The organism is Kitasatospora sp. NPDC006697 (assembly GCF_042869935.1).
In the GTDB taxonomy this organism is placed as follows: domain Bacteria; phylum Actinomycetota; class Actinomycetes; order Streptomycetales; family Streptomycetaceae; genus Kitasatospora.
In genome coordinates, this window is sequence record NZ_JBIAGU010000013.1 from 172438 (window position 1) to 189292 (window position 16855).

Consider the following 16855-nt stretch of genomic DNA (forward strand, 5'->3'; position numbering starts at 1 on the left):
GGGCCCGCCCCCCCCCCCCCCCCCCCGCCCGCCCCCCCCCCCCCCCCCCCCCCCCCCCCCCCCCCCTGAGCGTCGGGTACGCGGCATGCCAGCGGTGCTAGTGACTGAACAGAACCAGTAGTCCTGACCTCGGATGTTTCCGGGGAGTAGCGACATGGATGCAGACGATGAGCGGCTCGGGTAGGGCTTGAACGCCTGAGTCGAGGACGGCGGCCGCCTTGCCCAGCGCGGGATAGCAGTCGAAGGTCGGCGCAGCCGATGACCATCGTGGGGCAGAGCGAATGGCCCACACGATCCGTGTCAGTTGCTTCTGAGTCGGTTGTTCGGTTGCAGGTCCGGCCCGGACCGGGGGCAGGACCCGTAGGATGCCCTCATGACTTCGCAGGGTGCGCATGCTGGGCCAGACGTGGTGGAGGATGTATTCGAAGGCCTGGCGACGGGCGTTGAGGTGGAGGATTCCAGTACTGGGGGGCCTGTTATTGAACGGCCCTGGAATCCGGCTCAGATTCGTGTCACTACCAGCACCTTCTCGCTTCGAAACATCCTCGATCAGATCGATGAAGATGCGCTGGAACTTGCCCCCGACTTTCAACGTGGCCAGGTATGGAAGGACAACCAGAAGTCCCTGCTAGTTGAGTCGCTGTTGTTGAATATCCCTCTCCCGGCGTTCTACTTCGCGGAGGACCGCGATGGGGCCTTCCACGTGGTCGATGGATTGCAGCGCCTGTCCACCTTGCATGAATTCGTCCGCGGCCGCGGATTTCCGCTCAAGGGACTTGAGTACCTTAAAGACGTTGAAGGGCGTCGGTTCTCTGACCTTGCCGTGCAGTGGCAGCGTCGGATCTACAACACTCAGCTGATCATCAACGTGATTGATCCGACCACGCCAGCGGACGTCATGTACGACATTTTCAAGCGCATCAACACCGGCGGTACGCCTCTCAATGCCCAGGAGATTCGCCACTGCATGTCCAAGCCGCGCAGCCGCGAGATCCTGCGCCGTATGACACACAGCAGTGAGTTTGCGCTGGCGACGAACGGTCTGACCGATCACATCCGGATGAACGACCGCGAGATGGCTCTGCGGTTCGCCGCGTTCTGGTTGCTCGGATTGAAAGCCTACATGGAGCTGCCGGTGATGGAGAACTTCCTCATGCATGCCACCCAGTTGCTGGACGACCCCGAGCAGTGCTCGGACTCCCGCGTCGACGCACTGGAACATGCTTTCGTCAGCGCGATGGCCAACGCCTACGAGGTCTTCGGGGGACGTGCCTTCCGTAAGTGGCCGATGGGCTCCGAGGAGCGTAGCCCTATTAACCGGGCATTGTTTGAAACCTGGTCGATTGCTCTGGCGCCATACCAGCTTGACGACCTCTCAGGCCGTAAACATGACATCGTTGATGCGGCGCGTCAGCGTATGACTGTCGATATCGAGTACCTCAACTCGGTTACCTCCTCGACCTCGGACCGTCGACGTGTGAGCTACCGATTTGAGGCGGCCGCCGAGGATGCGAGGGCGGGTCTGTGATCAGCCAGCTGACGATCAAGAATTTCAAGTGCTTTCGCGACGTGACGCTTCCGCTGCGGCCATTGACCGTGTTGACCGGTGTCAACGGTGGCGGGAAGAGCACGGTCCTGCAAGCAATCCTCTTGGCTCGGCACGCGTCCACCGCTCCTGACCGTGCACTCCACCTGAACGGGCCGTTCGACCTAGCACTCGGGACCATCTACGACGTGTTGAACCGGGACGCGACCGAGTCGGTGATCGAGGTCGGCTTCTTCAGCGATCAAACCGGTGAGGATTGGTCGTTCCGTTTCGATGTCCCTGAGGACCCCGACGCGCTGTATCTCACATGCGCACAGGTCCCGGACAGGGTGGTACCCGGGATCGGCGTCACTGAAGGAGGGTTCACTTACCTGTGCGCGGAGCGGCTCGGCCCTCGGGACGTGCTGTCCTTGTCTCCGCAGGAGCCCGATCGGATCCAGGTCGGGGTGCACGGCGAGTTCACTGCTCAGGTACTGGCTATGGTGTCAGGGCCACGCGCGTCTGGCCCGCGGCGCGAGGTGCGAGAACCCTTGAGACATCCTTCAGTCGATGTCGTATCACCGCTGAAGCACATTGAGGCGTGGGCCTCGCAGATCATCCGTCCGGTGGCGATCGAGGCCCGCGTCGCCCCGGGCACGCTGGCAAGCACCATCAGGTTCGAGGAGAGCGATCGCGAACGCCACGTGATTCGACCGTCGAACACGGGCTTCGGAGTGTCCTACGCCCTGCCGATCGTCGTCGCTGGAGTCCTGGCCTCGCCCGGTGACATGCTGCTGGTGGAGAACCCTGAGGCCCACCTGCATCCTGCAGGACAGTCCCGGCTGGGCCGGTTCCTGGCTCAGGTGGCAGGTAGCGGCGTCCACGTTGTGGTGGAGACCCACAGCGACCACGTCCTCAATGGCGCCCGTCTCGCGGTAGCCCAAGACCACTCACTGGCTGCGCAGGACATGGTCGTCCACTACTTCGACGAGGCTGGGGCTCAAACAGTGCGAGTCAGCGACCACGGCGAATTGGACCGCTGGCCGGCCGGGTTCTTCGATCAGATCGAGACCGATCTCGGAGGGCTGGCCCATGCCAGGCGGCGCCGATGACGACTACCGGGTGGTGATCGACGAGGACAGTCTCGATTGGCGTGACGCCGATGACGACGAACTCGGCCACCTGGTCCATCTGTTCGCGGAGCTTTTGGCTCCCTTCGCGGACGGCCGGCAGGCTGCCGTCATGATCCCCGCCTACAGCGTGGAGTGCTGGGAGCAGGTCACCCTGGCGGACCTCGCCTATACCCAAGACCGGCGTGTCCCGCGCGACGACCGTGTCCGGCTCGCCCGTCTCCTGGACAAGTGCCGTGCGATCGAACCCGTCGAGGAGGACCTCTCACCCACCGTGCGCATCGGCGGCATGTCCGTTGAGCCGTCGTTCGGCCTGGGGCACGTGGTGGCCCGCGCGCGCACTGGACGCTCCATGTCCTGCCTGATCGTGCCGCGCGGCCCTCGCCCGGCGGGCTGGGCCACAGTGGAGAGCGATGCAGGGCCGGTCGAGCTCCACCTACTCACTGATCCCGGGGCTGCGCCGCTCTTCTGGCGGGGGGTCATCGGCCGGGAGCAAGTTCCCGAACGCGAGTTCTTCGTCTTGGCGGATCGCGCGTTCCCCGGCTTGGTCTACGCGGACGATCTGGCGTTTCGCCACTTCGATGGAAGTTACGAGGACGTCAGGTCCTGGCTCGTGGATCTCCTGGGCGCCATCAGTGACGACTTCGCGGACGTTCTGACCCGCCACAAGGGTGACCAGAACCAGGTCATGGCTGTCTTCTCCGCCCGCGGGCTCGATATCTCCCCCGAGAGCCCCCAGACCCGAAAGAACGCCAGCGCTTGGGATCAGCGCCTGGTCACCTACAAGGGACACGATTACCGGTGCGAATGGCACGGCAAGCGCCTGTGGGACCGCGACCGGGTGCATTTCTCACTCCCGATCCCCGAACACGGCAACCGCGTCCTCATCGGTATCTTCACCGAGCACCTGGGCACCTGACTGCAGGTGGGGCCGTGGCCGGGGTGTCAGCCAAGGCCGCTTCTCCAGCGTCGCCACCCGCGTTCATTCTGGAGCACCGGTACCCACCCAGCAACGACGTCAGGTGCCGACAAGGCCAGATTCAGGACTGCCTCGTTCGGCTTCACAGGCGGCAGGCCTGACGTAATGAAGAGCAGCACTCCGCCCTGGCGTTTGATCAAGCGCTTCATGTCACGCGAGACCCTGGACGACCACTCTTCAACGCCGAGTCTCACGGTCAGCTTTCCCCGAAGCACAGTTGCGACTCCGCGAACGGTGTTGAGCGCACTGTCAGCAGGCACCATCCCTTGCTGCTGGTGAATGTAAGACGGCGCCATTCGCCACTGGCCGTCGTCGCGTTGGGCCAGTTCGACGGATTCAATGCCTGCGTTCACCATCATGATCACTGGATTCTTGTCGTCCAGCACAACCTGAGGTGTGCGAGCCGCACTCGCAGTCCAAGTCAGACGAGGCTCTGACGGGCCAATGATCTTGAAGATGCCGAGGCTGCTGTCACGGCGGGTGCCGTCGTTATCAGTCCATTCGGGGTAGTGGCACATCCCCAGGTGGTACAGGCTGGCGGTGGCTCCCCACGGTTGTTCGAACACGCGAAGCGCTGGCACCCCCCTCCCCAGTGAAAGCCCGCAGTACTGACAATCAAGTGGCCACAATCCCTGCATCACGTCTGAGAGTTGCCCAGGCGCTAGCCGTTCCTCGGTGGTCTTGCTCACCGCCATGACCTGGAGCCCGCCCCTATCGGCCTCCGCGCGGACCAGCCGCCAGTCGGGCATCAACAAGGGGGTGCGCTGGCGGGCCTTGCGGAACCACGATTCAGCGCTTTCCGGATCACCCTCCCACGCCAACACGGTGCCGAGGGTGATCATGGCGTCAGGATTGCCGTCCTCCGCAGCGGCCAAGGCGCCTTCCCGTGCCCGAACCAGGTAATAAGCCGCTGCGTCCTTCTGCTTCCGGTAGGCAAGCCAGCCAGCGAATGCCAGCGCTGCGGCGGAGAGGCCCCGATCAGCTGACTCCTTCAACCATGCACCTCGGTTGTCCACCGTGAGGTACTGCTGCCGCAGCAGGTTGCCGTACTTCACGGCGCACTCGTCATCGCCCCGCTCCGCTCCCCGTCTCCATAGTTCTGCCGCGGTCTTGTCCTCACCGTCTTGCGCGGCCAGGTCGCCGAGCAACCTCAGCCCCTGAGCGCGGCCGGCTTCCACGGCTCTCTCCAGCCACTTCTCACCCTCCTCCCGGTTGCCGTGAAATACGAGGAACGAGCCGAGGCTCAGCATGGCGGTCCCGTCCTCCTGGCGGGCCGCCTTCCTAAGCCACAGCTCCCCCTTCTCGCGGTCACCACTTTCGATCAGCACGGCCGCAAGGCCCACCATCGCCTCGACCTCCCCCGACTCAGCTGGGAGACGCAGCGCCGCCGCCGCGATGTCGGGACGGTCCGCTGTCAGTGCGGACAAGGCAAGCAGGGACCGGTTCCGGCCCTCCGCTAGGTCGAGCGCCTTGCGCCATACGGCGTCGCCCAGCACGTCGGACCGCCCCTGAACACGGCTGACCTCGGTGACCAGGTAATCGAAGGGGCGCCAGCCACCACCTTCAGATGGCACCAACAGGCTTGTGACGCCGAGGAATTCACTACTCGCCCACTTCCAGGCCTCCGTCAATGGCTCGGGGCGCAGCACAGCACCGCCCATCCGGCGCAGGTAGTCGGTGTGCAGTTCCTCGATGGCATCGATCGGCAGCGGACCTGTGAGACCGGTGCGCGCGAGGTCAACAGCGGTAGCCACCAGGGCGGCTCCTCGAGGCCGGTGGCTGGCTCCCGCTTCCCACAGCTTGGCCAACTGCGGACCAGCGGCCAGATATTCGGCGAGTCCGTACTGCTCACCCGCCGCAAGGGCCTCGATGATCCTCGGGTCGTCTACCTTCGATGCCCTGTCCCGCTCCGACCCGAACCATCGACGCGGAACGGGTACGTGACGGGCCTGACGCAGGACGCGACCGGCCGCCCGGGGCCCATACAAGGATTCCCCGAAGGAGCCGGTGACGCCGTCCTGCTCCAGTAGCTCCGCATACAGCTGGGACCGTAGGGTCGCTACGACGACCGTGCCCCGCCGCTGGAGGTGCGCCAGCAGTTCGGGAGTGAGACCTGCGTTGTGCAGATGCCTTTCCAGGTCGTCAAGCCACACCAGGTGCTTCGCGTCGGGCAGGTGGGCATCGACGAGCGCCCGCAGGTCCGCAGCACCCGAAGGGCGGCACAGTAGCCGATCGGGCAGCGTACGGCGAACCGCTTCGAAGCCCGAGCGGGTCTTGCCCGCTGCCGAAGGGCCGGTCAGAAGAACGAACCCACCGCCCTTCGAAGCTTCTGTGAGACAGACCTCCAGGTCCCCTTCGAAGCTTCGCGGAACGTATTCCACCATCCTCGGAAATCCGGCTTCCCGGCGCACCGGGTGCACTTCGAAGTCCGTGGCCGACAGGTCCGAGACCCGATCCCAGCGGAACCCACCGGCCCGGTCGGTGCCCTCTTCGCCGCCGGCCGCCCGGGCCAGGACGCGGAGTACGGGGCGACGCCCCGTGTGCTGATGGACGAGGTTACAGAACTCGCCGTTCTCCAGCAGGGTCCGGGCCCGGACGGCCTCCAGCCGACTGTGCCCCCAGCCGGCCGGGTCCTGGGTGACCACTCCGATCACATGGCCCCGCAAGGTCGCCGGTGCACCGGACATGCCCTGCCACGGAGAGCCGCCCGCGACCGGTTGCGGGGCGGAGTGGTCCCCGTCGATCACGTAGCGTCCCCGAACGATGGATGATCCGGGCTTGAGCGTGCCGACGAACTGTTCCGTGTCGGGTTGCCTCCCACTGCGCTGCGGACGAGGAAAACCGAGAACCACGCACCCGGGCCACGGGTCGGTGTCTCCCGGCTCGCCCCACTGAACGGCTCCGGGCTCGGCGCCAACCAGGTCTGAATCCGCCAGCAGCAGCGCCGCATCACATCGTTCGTCGGCACCGTTCCAGAGCACCTGGCAGGTGCGGGTCCCCAGGCCGCGGGGAACCGTGGCCCGCACTCGCCCGTCGCCCAGCAGATGCGCCGCGGTCAGAACGAGCCTGGCCCCAAGTAGGCGGCCGGTGCCCTGACTCCCGCCTTCGACGATTGCGATCTCCGGCCACGGAACAGAACCCGAGAGTGGCTCCCCGCCCCTATGGGAGCTGCCGCTCGCCATTGAACTCCGTAAGGTCGGCGGCTTCGGGGTTGCCGATGATCCAGCTGCCGCCATCCGCCGCGTTCTTCGGCGCAAGGGTGAGTGTGACCCGGTGCGCCCGGTTCCCACTTACGGCGACGCCGCTCTCGCCGGAGACCACCCAGGCTCGAAACCCCGCCTTGGCCTGGGCGTCCTTGCGCAGTTCCACTGAGAACTCCATGGTCAGGTCCCGAACCTCGAAGATGGGTTCCTGGTCACTGACTGCTGTCGCGGCAGCGACCAGCTGCTGCCGCAGTACGGCGACTGCCTGCGTGAGTTCGATTTCAGAAAACGGCTCGCTCAATCTCTTGCCCCTACCGCGATACTCCGGAGTGCCGAGCCTACCCGTGACCGCCTCGTCAGTGGCCGCCTTCACCAACTCTCGTGAGTCCGCGGGCGCCAGTGGTGTGGGCCAGGCTGCCAACGGCAGGCTGAATCCGTCGGGCCGCTGTAGAGCGTCGGCGCAGGTGCCGAGCTGCAGCTCCTCGGCGTGTTGGCTGAACACTCCGCACGGCGAGTCGGTGGGCTGGGGGATACTGCCCTCATGGTGAATCGACTGGTGCACGCCCAGTCGCCTTATCTCCAGCAGCACGCCACCAATCCTGTGGACTGGTGGGAGTGGGGAGAGGAGGCGATGTCAGAAGCGGCAAGGCGGGACGTACCCATCCTCCTCTCGATGGGGTACGCATCCTGCCATTGGTTACCGTTTCTGACGAAACATCAACTGGTGCCTGTGTAGGTAGAGAAGCAAGAGTGCCTGAACTGGTGCGCTTCCAAGGAGTAGTGACGTGGATACGCACGATGAGCAGTTGGGCAGAGATATGGACGCCTGGGTCGAGGAGCAACTGGCCGCCTCACCCGCATGGTCGCCCGAGCGGTACGCCAGCATCCGCCAGCGCTTGGAGGGCAGCGAACCCGCTGTCGCCGCTGAGGAGTAGGAGGCTGTCGGCCGCAGGCCGCGGCCGACACAGCAGTGAAGGTGATCTGCGGGTCCGGCACAGCCGACCTGCGAGAGGCTCAGCCGCCAGCCAGAGCCGCCCGCGGGTACGTCCGGCGGGTCGCGGAGGTCGGTGAGGGGGCCGCCTGGATCGCGTCGGCGCGACCCCGTCGGCCCGGTTCTCCGCCGCCGTGCCCAGCCGCAGGTACGCCGGCTGCTGGCAGGAGTGGTTGACCTGTTCCCCACCGTTTCGATGTCTCATGACACGCCCGCATGCCGACCTCGCGGAGCCGTACGCTTTGCCTTCTGGCATGCGACAGATCGTCAGGTCCCGGTCCGTGAGACTCCCAAGTATGCTTCAAGGGCTTCCTTGATCACTTCGTAGGGCGAAGAGTTGGTTCGGCGTGCGTGACCGTGGAGCCATTCCTCTAGGTCTGCCGGCAAGTACTTACTCAGATTGAACTCGCGTTGTCGTAGGGCTGAGAGCCATCGCGCCGTGGGTATGCCCTCGTCGTGCGATACGCGCAGGGGGGCGGGTTCACTGCCCAGGAACAGCAGCGCCGGGAGCGGGTGCGGCTTGATGCCGCTGAGCGGTTCGAGCGTGGTGACAGCAACACGGTGATCGCCACTGACTTCCGGGTCACGGTGCGGTCGGTCGAGCGGTGGCGCCGGGCCTGGCGGGAAGGCGGCTCGGCGGCCCTGGAATCGAAGGGACCGCAGTCACTACCGAGGCTGGGCGAGAGCCAGTTCGCGATGCTTGAGCGCGAATTGGAGAAGGGCCCGCTGGCGCACGGCTGGGAGGACCAGCGGTGGACGCTGGCGCGGATCAAGACTGTGATCGGCCGACGGTTCCACGTCTCCTATACGGTCCAGGGCGTGTGGAAGCTGTTGCGGCGCAACGGCTGGACCTGCCAGCAACCCATCCGCCGCGCGATCGAGCGCGACGACAGTGCGGTCGAGGTGTGGAAGAAGCAGGTGTGGCCGCAGGTAAAAGCCTAGTGGCGGCGACCGGGGCCTGGCTGGTGTTCGAGGACGAGGCCGGGGTGTCGATGACGCCACCACGGGCCCGGACCTGGGGACGCCGCGGCCGCACACCCGTTGTTCGGGTACGCGGCCGCTCCCGCCGGCGGGTCTCGATCGCCGCCCTGACCTGCTACAAGTCCGGCGAGCGGTCGCGGCTGATCTACCGGCCCCGGCTGGACGACGGCCAGGGCAAGCGCAAGGGGCGCAAGAGCTTCGCCTGGAGCGACTATCGTGACCTGATCGTCGCGGCCCACAACCAGCTCGACGGCCCGATCGTGCTGATCTGGGACAACCTGAACACCCATCTCGCAGCCGGTATGAAGGAGTTCATCGCCGCCCAGGACTGGCTGACTGTCTATCAGCTGCCCGCCTACGCACCGGACCTCAACCCGGTCGAGGGGATCTGGTCGCTCCTGCGGCGAGGGTTCCTGGCCAACGTCGCCTTCGCGGATCCGGATCACCTCGTGCGGACAGTCAGGCGCGGCCTTCGGAAGATTCAGTACCGGCCTCATCTTATCGACGGCTGTCTGGCAGAGACCGGCCTGATCATCGCGTTGTCCTGACCGGATGCGAGGTGCCTGTTGCCCTGGCGGGTAGGTGCTCTAGCCTTGCGCGGATCGCCAGTTCGGTCAGGGGGTTGCAAGTGAATGAGGTCTTGCGGGCTATTCATCGTTGCGATGAAGCCCCCGTGGTCGTCATGGATGGGTTCAAGTCTGCCGAGGACGCTGTCGTTGGTTCGGGCCCGGCTGTGACGGTCACCGTGTGCGAGAGCCACCGTGGAGCCGCCGAAGCGTGGCTGGAGGGCTTCTACCGGGTTGTACGAGCGGACGGAGGCGTCGGGCAGCGGTGTGGATGGGTGCACGACTTCCGCGAGCCGGAGGTCGTTCTTCGGGCTCATGTTGATGCCTGGCTCGGCCAGCTGAGCGGCCTGGACCTTGCGGACTACGACGGCTGGGCGGCCTACCTTTCGGCGGCACACGAGCGGCTTTGCGCTCTGCACGGGCTCGAGCCAGGTCATATCAAAGGCGGTGGGGCAGTGTCCTCGGTTGGTATGGCTGCCTATGAAGGAGCCGACGGCGGCTTGGAGGTCGCCCTGCACTTCCTCGGCCATGCGGAGATTCTCACCGCAATGGGCCTGATGATCGACAGCCCAAGCGCCTGCTGCTGAGTGGTACCTCGGCTCCCACTGCCACCCGCCAACCGGTGGATGCTGGGCCCGACATCACGAGTTCAACCTGAGTAACGACGCGACGCCATCAGGGTGACGCGCATGAAGCGGGGCATCTCCCCACGCGGCTCGTTCTCGGCGAGAACGTGCATGTCGGCATCTGGTTGAAGCGCTGCACCTTCCCTCCGAACCGCCTAGGACGGTCCGGACCGAGCTGGGGCCGCTGCCTGGAGGCCCCGGTTGCGGACATGAATTAGCCCACAGGACGTCGGAGGCGCCAGGGCGCGGGCGATTCCTCGTTACTCACAGGGCCCCAAGGTCGGCCGTGACAGGGAAAGGCGCGGTGGCCTTCACCGTACCGGTGAACACCTCGCCGTCCCGGTAGGCCCTGTTGGCCGGGTCGAGGACGTAGGTGTAGACGACCGGAACGCCGGTGGCGGACTGCTCGATGCGCCAGTAGAAGGGGATGCCAGCCTTGGCGTATTGGTCCACCTTCACGATCCGGTCGGTGGTCTCTGACCCCGGGGATACGACCTCGACGACCAGCAGCACGTGCTCGGGGCGGGTGGGTGTGAAGTCGATGGTCTCCGCCCGGTACACGGTGATGTCCGGGCGGCGGTTGGTGAGCGGCACGTCCTGCAAGCGGACGTCGAAGTCCGTGTCGGCGTTCCAGTCCGGGCCCGCGGCGGCGTCCAGGGCATTGGCCAGGAGTCGAGCCAGCCGGTTGTGCCGCTTGGAGGCGCTCGGGCTCACGACGACCATCCCGTCCACGATCTCGATGCCAGCGCATTGTTCCTCGGACCAGGAGTCGTACTGCTCCGCGCCGATTTGCGTGTGCATCCACGCGGGCGCCACCATCTCGGCGGTCATGAAGTACCTCCTTCGAGGATGCGGTGCTGCTCGACTCAGCGTACTGCCCGCTTCCAGTCGGGCACCGGCTTTGGGTCGGGGCAGAACCTCCAGCGTCCGCAGGGCGACCTGAGTGCAAAAGGGGCGATCCGCATTCACCACGTGATGGCGCATGAGTGCAAATCGGCCAAGTAGGGCGGGGGCTTGCGGGCCGAACCGGCAGGGCCGTGTCGGCGTGAGAGGCTGGGTCTCATGAACCGGTTGGCTGGTGTGACCTCGCCTTATCTGCTTCAGCACGCTGACAATCCGGTCGACTGGTGGCCGTGGGGACCCGAGGCGTTCGAGGAAGCGAAACGGCGTGATGTACCCGTTCTGCTATCAGTTGGTTACGCTGCGTGTCACTGGTGCCACGTCATGGCCCACGAATCCTTCGAGGACGCCGACCTCGCCGCCTACCTCAACGAGCGGTTCGTCGCCGTCAAGGTGGACCGGGAGGAGCGGCCCGATGTCGATGCCGTCTACATGGAGGCGGTGCAGGCGGCGACCGGGCAGGGCGGGTGGCCGATGACGGTGTTCCTGACGCCCGGCAAGGAGCCGTTCTACTTCGGGACGTACTTCCCGCCGCAGCCGCGGCACGGGATGCCCGGCTTCCGGCAGGTGCTGGAGGGTGTGGACGCCGCCTGGCGGGAGCGGCGGGATGAGGTGGCGGAGGTCGCGGGGCGGATCCGGGCGGAGTTGGCGGAGCGGGCCGGGGTGTACGCGGGTGCGGGCGGGGTGCCCGCGCCGGGGGAGGGGGAGGTGCGGGAAGCGCTGGTGGGGTTGAGCCGGAGCTTCGATCCGGTGCGGGGCGGGTACGGCGGGGCGCCGAAGTTCCCGCCGTCGATGGTGTTGGAGTTCCTGCTGCGGCACCATGCGCGGACCGGGTCGCAGGCGGCGCTGGAGCAGGTGGTGCGCACGGCGGAGGCGATGGCGCGGGGCGGGATCTACGACCAGCTCGGCGGCGGGTTCGCGCGGTACTCGGTGGACGACGCGTGGGTGGTGCCGCACTTCGAGAAGATGTTGTACGACAACGCGCTGCTCTGCCGGGTCTACCTGCACCTGTGGCGGACCACCGGGGACGGGCTGGCCCGGCGGGTGGCGTTGCAGACCGCGGACTTCATGGTGGGCGAACTCGGCACGGAGCAGGGCGGGTTCGCGTCCGCGTTGGATGCGGACAGTGTGGCGGAGCGGACCGGGAAGTCCGAGGAGGGCGCCTACTACGTCTGGACGCCGGCCGAGTTGGCGGCGGTGCTGGGGGAGGAGGGCGGGGCCGCGGCGGCCGAGCTGTTCGGGGTGACGGCGGAGGGGACCTTCGAGCACGGCGCCTCGGTGCTGCAACTGCCGGCCGGCGAGCTGGACGAGCGGGTCAGGGCGGCGCTGCTGGCGGCGCGGGCGGAGCGGCCGGCGCCGGCCCGGGACGACAAGGTGGTGGCCGCCTGGAACGGGCTGGCCATCGCGGCGCTCGCCGAGTGCGGGGCGCTGCTGGACCGCCCGGACCTGGTGGCCGCCGCCGAGCGGGCGGCGGATCTGCTGCTGGCCGTCCATCTGGAGCCCGAGGGACGGCTGTTGCGCACCTCGCGGGACGGCAGGGCGGGCGCCAACGCGGGCGTGCTGGAGGACTACGCGGATGTCGCGGAGGGCTTCCTGGCGCTGTACGCCGTCACGGGGGAGGCGAGTTGGCTGGAGCTGGCCGGCGGGCTGCTGGACGTGGTGCTGCTGAAGTTCACCGACGAGAAGTCAGGGAGCCTGTACGACACGGCGGATGACGCGGAGGAGCTGATCCGCAGGCCGCAGGATCCGACCGACAATGCCACGCCCTCCGGCTGGTCCGCCGCCGCCCAGGCGCTGCTCAGCTACGCGGCCTACACCGGCTCGGAGCTGCACCGCACCGCCGCCGAGCGGGCCTTGGGCGTGGTCGGTGCGCTGGCGGGGCGGGCGCCGAGGTTCATCGGGTGGGGGCTGGCCGCGGCCGAGGCGCTGCTGGACGGGCCGCGCGAGGTGGCCGTGGTGGGCCCGGCGGAGGACCCGCGCACCGCGGCGCTGCACCGCACCGCGCTGCTCGGTACGGCGCCGGGCGCCGTGGTGGCCCGTGGCGAGGCGGGGGCCGCGGAGGTGGCGCTGCTGGCGGACCGGCCGCTGCTCGGCGGGGCGCCGGCGGCCTACGTCTGCCGGCACTTCGCCTGCGAGGCGCCGACGGCCGATCCGGCGGAGCTGGCCGCGAAGGTGGGGGCCAGGCAGGAGTGAGCATGGGTTAATTCGGGTGCGACGGTCCGGGGCATGGCACAGGATCTGGAGATGACCTGGACCTTCAGCCACTCCGTGCACGAGTTCCGCGAGCAGGCGGGCGCGTTCCTCTCCGCCCACCCGGCGGAGAACACCGTGCTGCTCACCCTCGCCGACCGGCTCGCCCGGGGCGGGGCCACCGAGGGCGATCCCGGGCAGCCGCCCGGTTTCGGCTGGTGGCGGCCCGGTCCGGACGCGCCGGTGGCGGGGGCCTGGGTGCAGACCCCGCCGTTCCCGCTGCGGCTGAGCCGCATGCCGGCCGAGGCCGCGGTGCAGTTGGAGGCGGCGCTGGCCGGGAGTCCGGTGCTGACCGGGGTCGGCGGCGGGGTGGAGCAGGCGCGGGCCTTCGCCGACTGCTGGGCGAAGCGGACCGGCGGCACCGTCGAGGTGGAGGTCGAGCAGCGCCTCTACCGGCTCGGCGAGTTGGCGGTGCCGCCGGTGGCGGGGCGGCTGCGCCAGGTCACCGAGCAGGACTTCGATCTGGCGCTGGTCTGGCTGACGGCCTTCTTCGTGGACGTGGACCACCGGGCGCAGCAGGTGCCGCAGTACCTGCGGGGCCGGATCGCGGCCGGTGAACTCTTCTTCTGGGAGGACGAGTCGGGCGAGCCGGCGGCGATGGCGGCGGTCTCCGCGGTGCTGGGCGGGATGGTCCGGATCGGCCCGGTCTACACCCCGCCCGTGCTGCGCGGCCACGGCTACGGCAGCGCGGTGACCGCCGGGATCTCCCAGGTCGGCCGGGACCGCGGGGCCGGACAGGTGCTGCTCTACACGGACCTGGCCAACCCGACCGCCAACTCGATCTACCAGAAGATCGGCTACCGGCCGGTGGAGGACACGGTGTCGCTCAAGTTCTTCGAGGGAACGGTGCGTTAGTCCCAGGACCAGCCGATGCCCAGCAGGCAGGGGCCGAGCCCGGTGCCGACCAGGTGCACGCAGTGCTGCCCGTCGAGGGTCAACTCCTCGCTCTCGTGCGGATGGGCGCCGGGCCCGGCGCTGGCGAACCGGTGACAGCGCACCGGCAGGGCGGCCGGGTCGAAGGCGGCCTGCAGCACGTACTGGCCGGTGCCGGAGTTGAAGCCGCGCACGTACTCGGTGCTGGGCCCGGCGGCCGGTGCGTCGTCGAAGCCGTAGCCGAGCAGGTGGGTGTCGCCGATGTTCAGCCGCCGGTCCAGCAGCAGTTCGGCGATCACCAGGTGCGCCGACTGGTCGCGGCGGATCCGTCCGGGCCGGCAGTTCTCCTCGGCCCGGACCCGCACCAGGCCCACGTCGCAGCCGGGATCGCCCTGGTAGATCGCCAAGTACCGGTCCACGCCCGCTCGGTGGGCCCGCACCGCGTGCTGGGAGTCGCGGCGCAGCAGCCGCCGGTCGGCGCCGATCCGGATCCGCTCGATGTGGGTGACGGTGTGCACGCCGGTGTCACGCGGACCGGGCAGCTCGGCGAGCAGGTCGTCCACCGCGTCGGCGGGGGAGATCAGGTCGCGGTAGGGGCGGACCGGCACCGTGGGCCGCACGGCGGTCCGGCGCGGGCCCAGCAGCCGGGTCAGCGAGTCCGCCGGGAGCTCCAGCACCTCCTCCAACGCCCGGACCGCGCGCAGGGATTCGGCCCGCTCGGGGCGCCGTCGGCCCTGCTGCCAGTAGCTCAGGCTGGTCACCCCGACCCGCACGCCGCGCCGCTCCAGGTGCTGCTGCACCCGGTGCAGGGCCAGGCCGCGCACGCCGATCGCGGTGCGCAGCGCGAGGTGGAACGGGCCGGTGCGCAGGGCGGCCAGGAGCTCCGGCGGGACGGCGGGTGCGGTGCGCGGCATGGCGGGGCCTCCTACGTGCTGGTGGTGAATATTCACACCTTGGTGGGCCCTTGTCACCGTTCCGGACGGCAGGACGCTCGCGCGTTCACAGCCGCGGGGCGCCGTTCACACCCCGCTCCGGGGCTCCCCGCGGTGTATTGACCAGGGCTGGTCAAGGACCGGATGCTCGTCGTCACCCGCCGCCGATCCGGACGGCGCGCCGGGTCCGCGTGTCCCCCACTTCCCTTCCCTGCCGCCATCGCACGGAGGAAAACGCCATGTCCCGAACCCGCACCACCGGGCGCACCCGGCTGCGCCGGGCGCTCGCGACCGCCGCACTGGCCGCCCTCGGCCCGGCGCTCACCGTCGCCACCGGTTCGCCGGCCCAAGCCGCCGGCACCACCGCCCCCCGGAACAGCACCAGCACCGCCGCCCCCGGGTCCGTCTCCGCCGCCGCGAGCGGCAGTTGGCGCACCCTCAACATCAGCATGCAGCAACAGCAGAACTCCAACTGGTGCTGGGCGGCCAGCGGCGACACCATCGCCAGTTGGTTCGGCTACAGCTACACCCAGAACCAGTTCTGCAACGCCGCCTTCGGCCGCTCGATCAACTCCTCCTGCCCCAACAGCGAGGCCGCGCTGGGCGACGTGCAGAACGCGCTGAGCTGGATCGGCATCAACCCGGGCTCCTACGTCAACGGGTACCTGTACTACTCCACGGTGCAGAACGAGATCAACAGCAACCGCCCAGTGGAGACCCGGATCCAGTGGTCCTCCGGCGGCGGCCACATGGAGGTGCTGTACGGCTACGACGCCGGCAACAACTGGGTCTACTGGGGCGACCCGTGGCCGTCGGACTACCGCTACAACTGGGCCGACTACAACTACTACGTGAGCAACGGCTCGTTCTCCTGGACCCACTCGCTGTACGGCATCGGCGCCTGAGGAGGCCTGAGATGACGAACCGTCAGAAGCTCCTTGCAGTGGCCGCGCTGGCCCTCGCGGCCACCCTCGCCGCCGCCCCGCTGGCCGCCGCCGAGGCCCCCGCGGCCCCCACCGCCCCCGCCGACCTGGCCGCCGCGCACGCGGCGGTGCAGGCTCCGGCCGTGCTCGACCAGGTGGGCCGGTTCTTCGCCCATGAGGGCGCACCGGCCGGTGCGAACGGGGCGATGAGCCAGGCCGCCGAGGCGAACGCGGCCGCGGCGGCGGCCCCGCGGCCGGTCGGCTCGACCGTGCCGGTCTACACCCTGGATCCGTCCTTCGTCGCCGGCACGGCCGGGGCCCCGGTGGCCCGCGCCGAGTTCACCGCCACCGAGGTGGCCGCCGCCGACGGCCGCACCGCCTCGGTCTGGGCGGTGCGGCAGGACGGCGGCTGGCACGTGGTGAACATCGCCTCCGGCAGCGACGAGACCGACTACGCGGCCCGCGGTGCGGCGGGCGGCGGCGGCACGGTCTTCCGCGAGCCGCAGCTGAACGCCTGGTACGTGCTGCGCGGCGGCCGGGTGCTGCCGCTGGACGCCGAGGCCCGCGCCTCGGTGGGCAACGGCGGGGTGAGCCTGGCGGAGTACCAGAAGCTGGTGCGCCAGCGGTACGGAGACAAGCTGCCCGGCTCCGCCTACGACCGGGCCGGCCTCGGCGGCGGCTTCAGCACGACGCCGCAGGCCGCCGCCGGCTCCGGAACGGCGGTCGGCCCCGCCACCGCCGCCGGTGCACTGGGCGTGACCGCACTGGCCGGCGCGGGCCTTGCCGCCAGGCGCCGCAGAGCGCGCGGGTAGCCGCCCCCCGGGGCGTGCGAAGTGCCCTCGCGGGCGGGCCGCGAGGGCACTTCGGCTGTCAATGGCCGGCGGCACCGGGAGTTGATGAAACATTGATGCATTGTTCGCCCGGGATCGACTACGCCCCGTGACTGTCGGTAGATAGGATGTGCCGCTGGGTCAGG

The 16855-nt window shown here is 68.6% G+C and carries 15 protein-coding genes and 1 pseudogene; 12 read left to right on the forward strand and 4 right to left on the reverse strand.

The features are described 5' to 3' along the window. Positions 1–373: 373 nt before the first annotated feature. From ACFYNO_RS20295 to ACFYNO_RS20305, 3 genes are read left to right on the forward strand one after another with little or no spacing between them, the layout of a single operon-like run. Positions 374–1528, forward strand: a complete 1155-nt coding sequence (locus ACFYNO_RS20295) for a DUF262 domain-containing protein (RefSeq protein ID WP_388013830.1) — start codon at positions 374–376, stop codon at positions 1526–1528. Then, positions 1525–2637 (forward strand): DUF3696 domain-containing protein, encoded by a 1113-nt coding sequence (locus ACFYNO_RS20300; protein WP_388013833.1) that lies wholly within the window; start codon positions 1525–1527, stop codon positions 2635–2637. The genes ACFYNO_RS20295 and ACFYNO_RS20300 overlap by 4 nt, the downstream gene beginning before the upstream one ends. Next, positions 2618–3574 carry a hypothetical protein gene (locus tag ACFYNO_RS20305; RefSeq protein ID WP_388013836.1) on the forward strand — a complete coding sequence of 319 codons (957 nt, stop codon included), beginning with the start codon at positions 2618–2620 and terminating at the stop codon, positions 3572–3574. Before ACFYNO_RS20300 ends, ACFYNO_RS20305 begins: the two co-directional genes overlap by 20 nt. Positions 3575–3600: 26 nt before the next feature. Here ACFYNO_RS20305 and ACFYNO_RS20310 read toward each other — a convergent pair whose 3' ends face one another. Together ACFYNO_RS20310 and ACFYNO_RS20315 are read right to left on the reverse strand one after the other, a co-directional pair. Then, entirely contained in the window at positions 3601–6870 is a 3270-nt protein-coding gene (locus ACFYNO_RS20310) for a trypsin-like serine protease (protein WP_388013839.1), read from the reverse strand. Further along, complete coding sequence (locus ACFYNO_RS20315; protein WP_388013842.1) at positions 6794–7426, reverse strand: trypco2 family protein; 633 nt, start codon at positions 7424–7426, stop codon at positions 6794–6796. The genes ACFYNO_RS20310 and ACFYNO_RS20315 overlap by 77 nt, the downstream gene beginning before the upstream one ends. On the opposite strand from ACFYNO_RS20315, the pseudogene ACFYNO_RS20320 reads away from it, so the two are divergent. The 5 genes and pseudogenes from ACFYNO_RS20320 to ACFYNO_RS20340 all read left to right on the forward strand — a co-directional run. After that, a pseudogene (locus ACFYNO_RS20320) lies at positions 7379–7534 on the forward strand (DUF255 domain-containing protein); the annotation flags it as partial. The gene ACFYNO_RS20315 and the pseudogene ACFYNO_RS20320 overlap by 48 nt on opposite strands. An 88-nt stretch (positions 7535–7622) precedes the next feature. Then, complete coding sequence (locus tag ACFYNO_RS20325; RefSeq protein WP_388013845.1) at positions 7623–7772, forward strand: hypothetical protein; 150 nt, start codon at positions 7623–7625, stop codon at positions 7770–7772. A 512-nt stretch (positions 7773–8284) separates the two neighbouring features. Then, positions 8285–8770 (forward strand): winged helix-turn-helix domain-containing protein, encoded by a 486-nt coding sequence (locus ACFYNO_RS20330; protein WP_388013848.1) that lies wholly within the window; start codon positions 8285–8287, stop codon positions 8768–8770. Then, a complete protein-coding gene (locus ACFYNO_RS20335) occupies positions 8770–9357 on the forward strand; it encodes a transposase (RefSeq protein ID WP_388014045.1) in 588 nt (195 codons plus the stop codon). The genes ACFYNO_RS20330 and ACFYNO_RS20335 overlap by 1 nt, the downstream gene beginning before the upstream one ends. Before the next feature lie 293 nt (positions 9358–9650). Further along, the gene (locus ACFYNO_RS20340; protein WP_388013851.1) at positions 9651–9962 is read left to right on the forward strand and encodes a hypothetical protein; all 312 of its coding nucleotides are present in this window, start codon (positions 9651–9653) and stop codon (positions 9960–9962) included. A 303-nt stretch (positions 9963–10265) separates the two neighbouring features. Here the strand turns inward: ACFYNO_RS20340 and ACFYNO_RS20345 are convergent, their stop codons facing one another. Continuing rightward, a complete protein-coding gene (locus tag ACFYNO_RS20345) occupies positions 10266–10832 on the reverse strand; it encodes a Uma2 family endonuclease (RefSeq protein WP_388013854.1) in 567 nt (188 codons plus the stop codon). A 231-nt stretch (positions 10833–11063) separates the two neighbouring features. Between ACFYNO_RS20345 and ACFYNO_RS20350 the strand changes: the two genes are divergently transcribed. Next, a complete protein-coding gene (locus ACFYNO_RS20350) occupies positions 11064–13094 on the forward strand; it encodes a thioredoxin domain-containing protein (RefSeq protein WP_388013857.1) in 2031 nt (676 codons plus the stop codon). 33 nt (positions 13095–13127) lie between these two features. Then, entirely contained in the window at positions 13128–14006 is an 879-nt protein-coding gene (locus tag ACFYNO_RS20355; protein ID WP_388013860.1) for a GNAT family N-acetyltransferase, read from the forward strand. Here the strand turns inward: ACFYNO_RS20355 and ACFYNO_RS20360 are convergent. Then, a complete protein-coding gene (locus ACFYNO_RS20360; RefSeq protein ID WP_388013863.1) occupies positions 14003–14938 on the reverse strand; it encodes a hypothetical protein in 936 nt (311 codons plus the stop codon). The genes ACFYNO_RS20355 and ACFYNO_RS20360 overlap by 4 nt on opposite strands. A gap of 257 nt (positions 14939–15195) precedes the next feature. On the opposite strand from ACFYNO_RS20360, the gene ACFYNO_RS20365 reads away from it, so the two are divergent. Next, positions 15196–15861 (forward strand): papain-like cysteine protease family protein, encoded by a 666-nt coding sequence (locus ACFYNO_RS20365; RefSeq protein WP_388013866.1) that lies wholly within the window; start codon positions 15196–15198, stop codon positions 15859–15861. Between the two features lie 11 nt (positions 15862–15872). Continuing rightward, a complete protein-coding gene (locus ACFYNO_RS20370; RefSeq protein ID WP_388013869.1) occupies positions 15873–16691 on the forward strand; it encodes a hypothetical protein in 819 nt (272 codons plus the stop codon). The last annotated feature ends 164 nt before the right edge of the window (positions 16692–16855 follow it).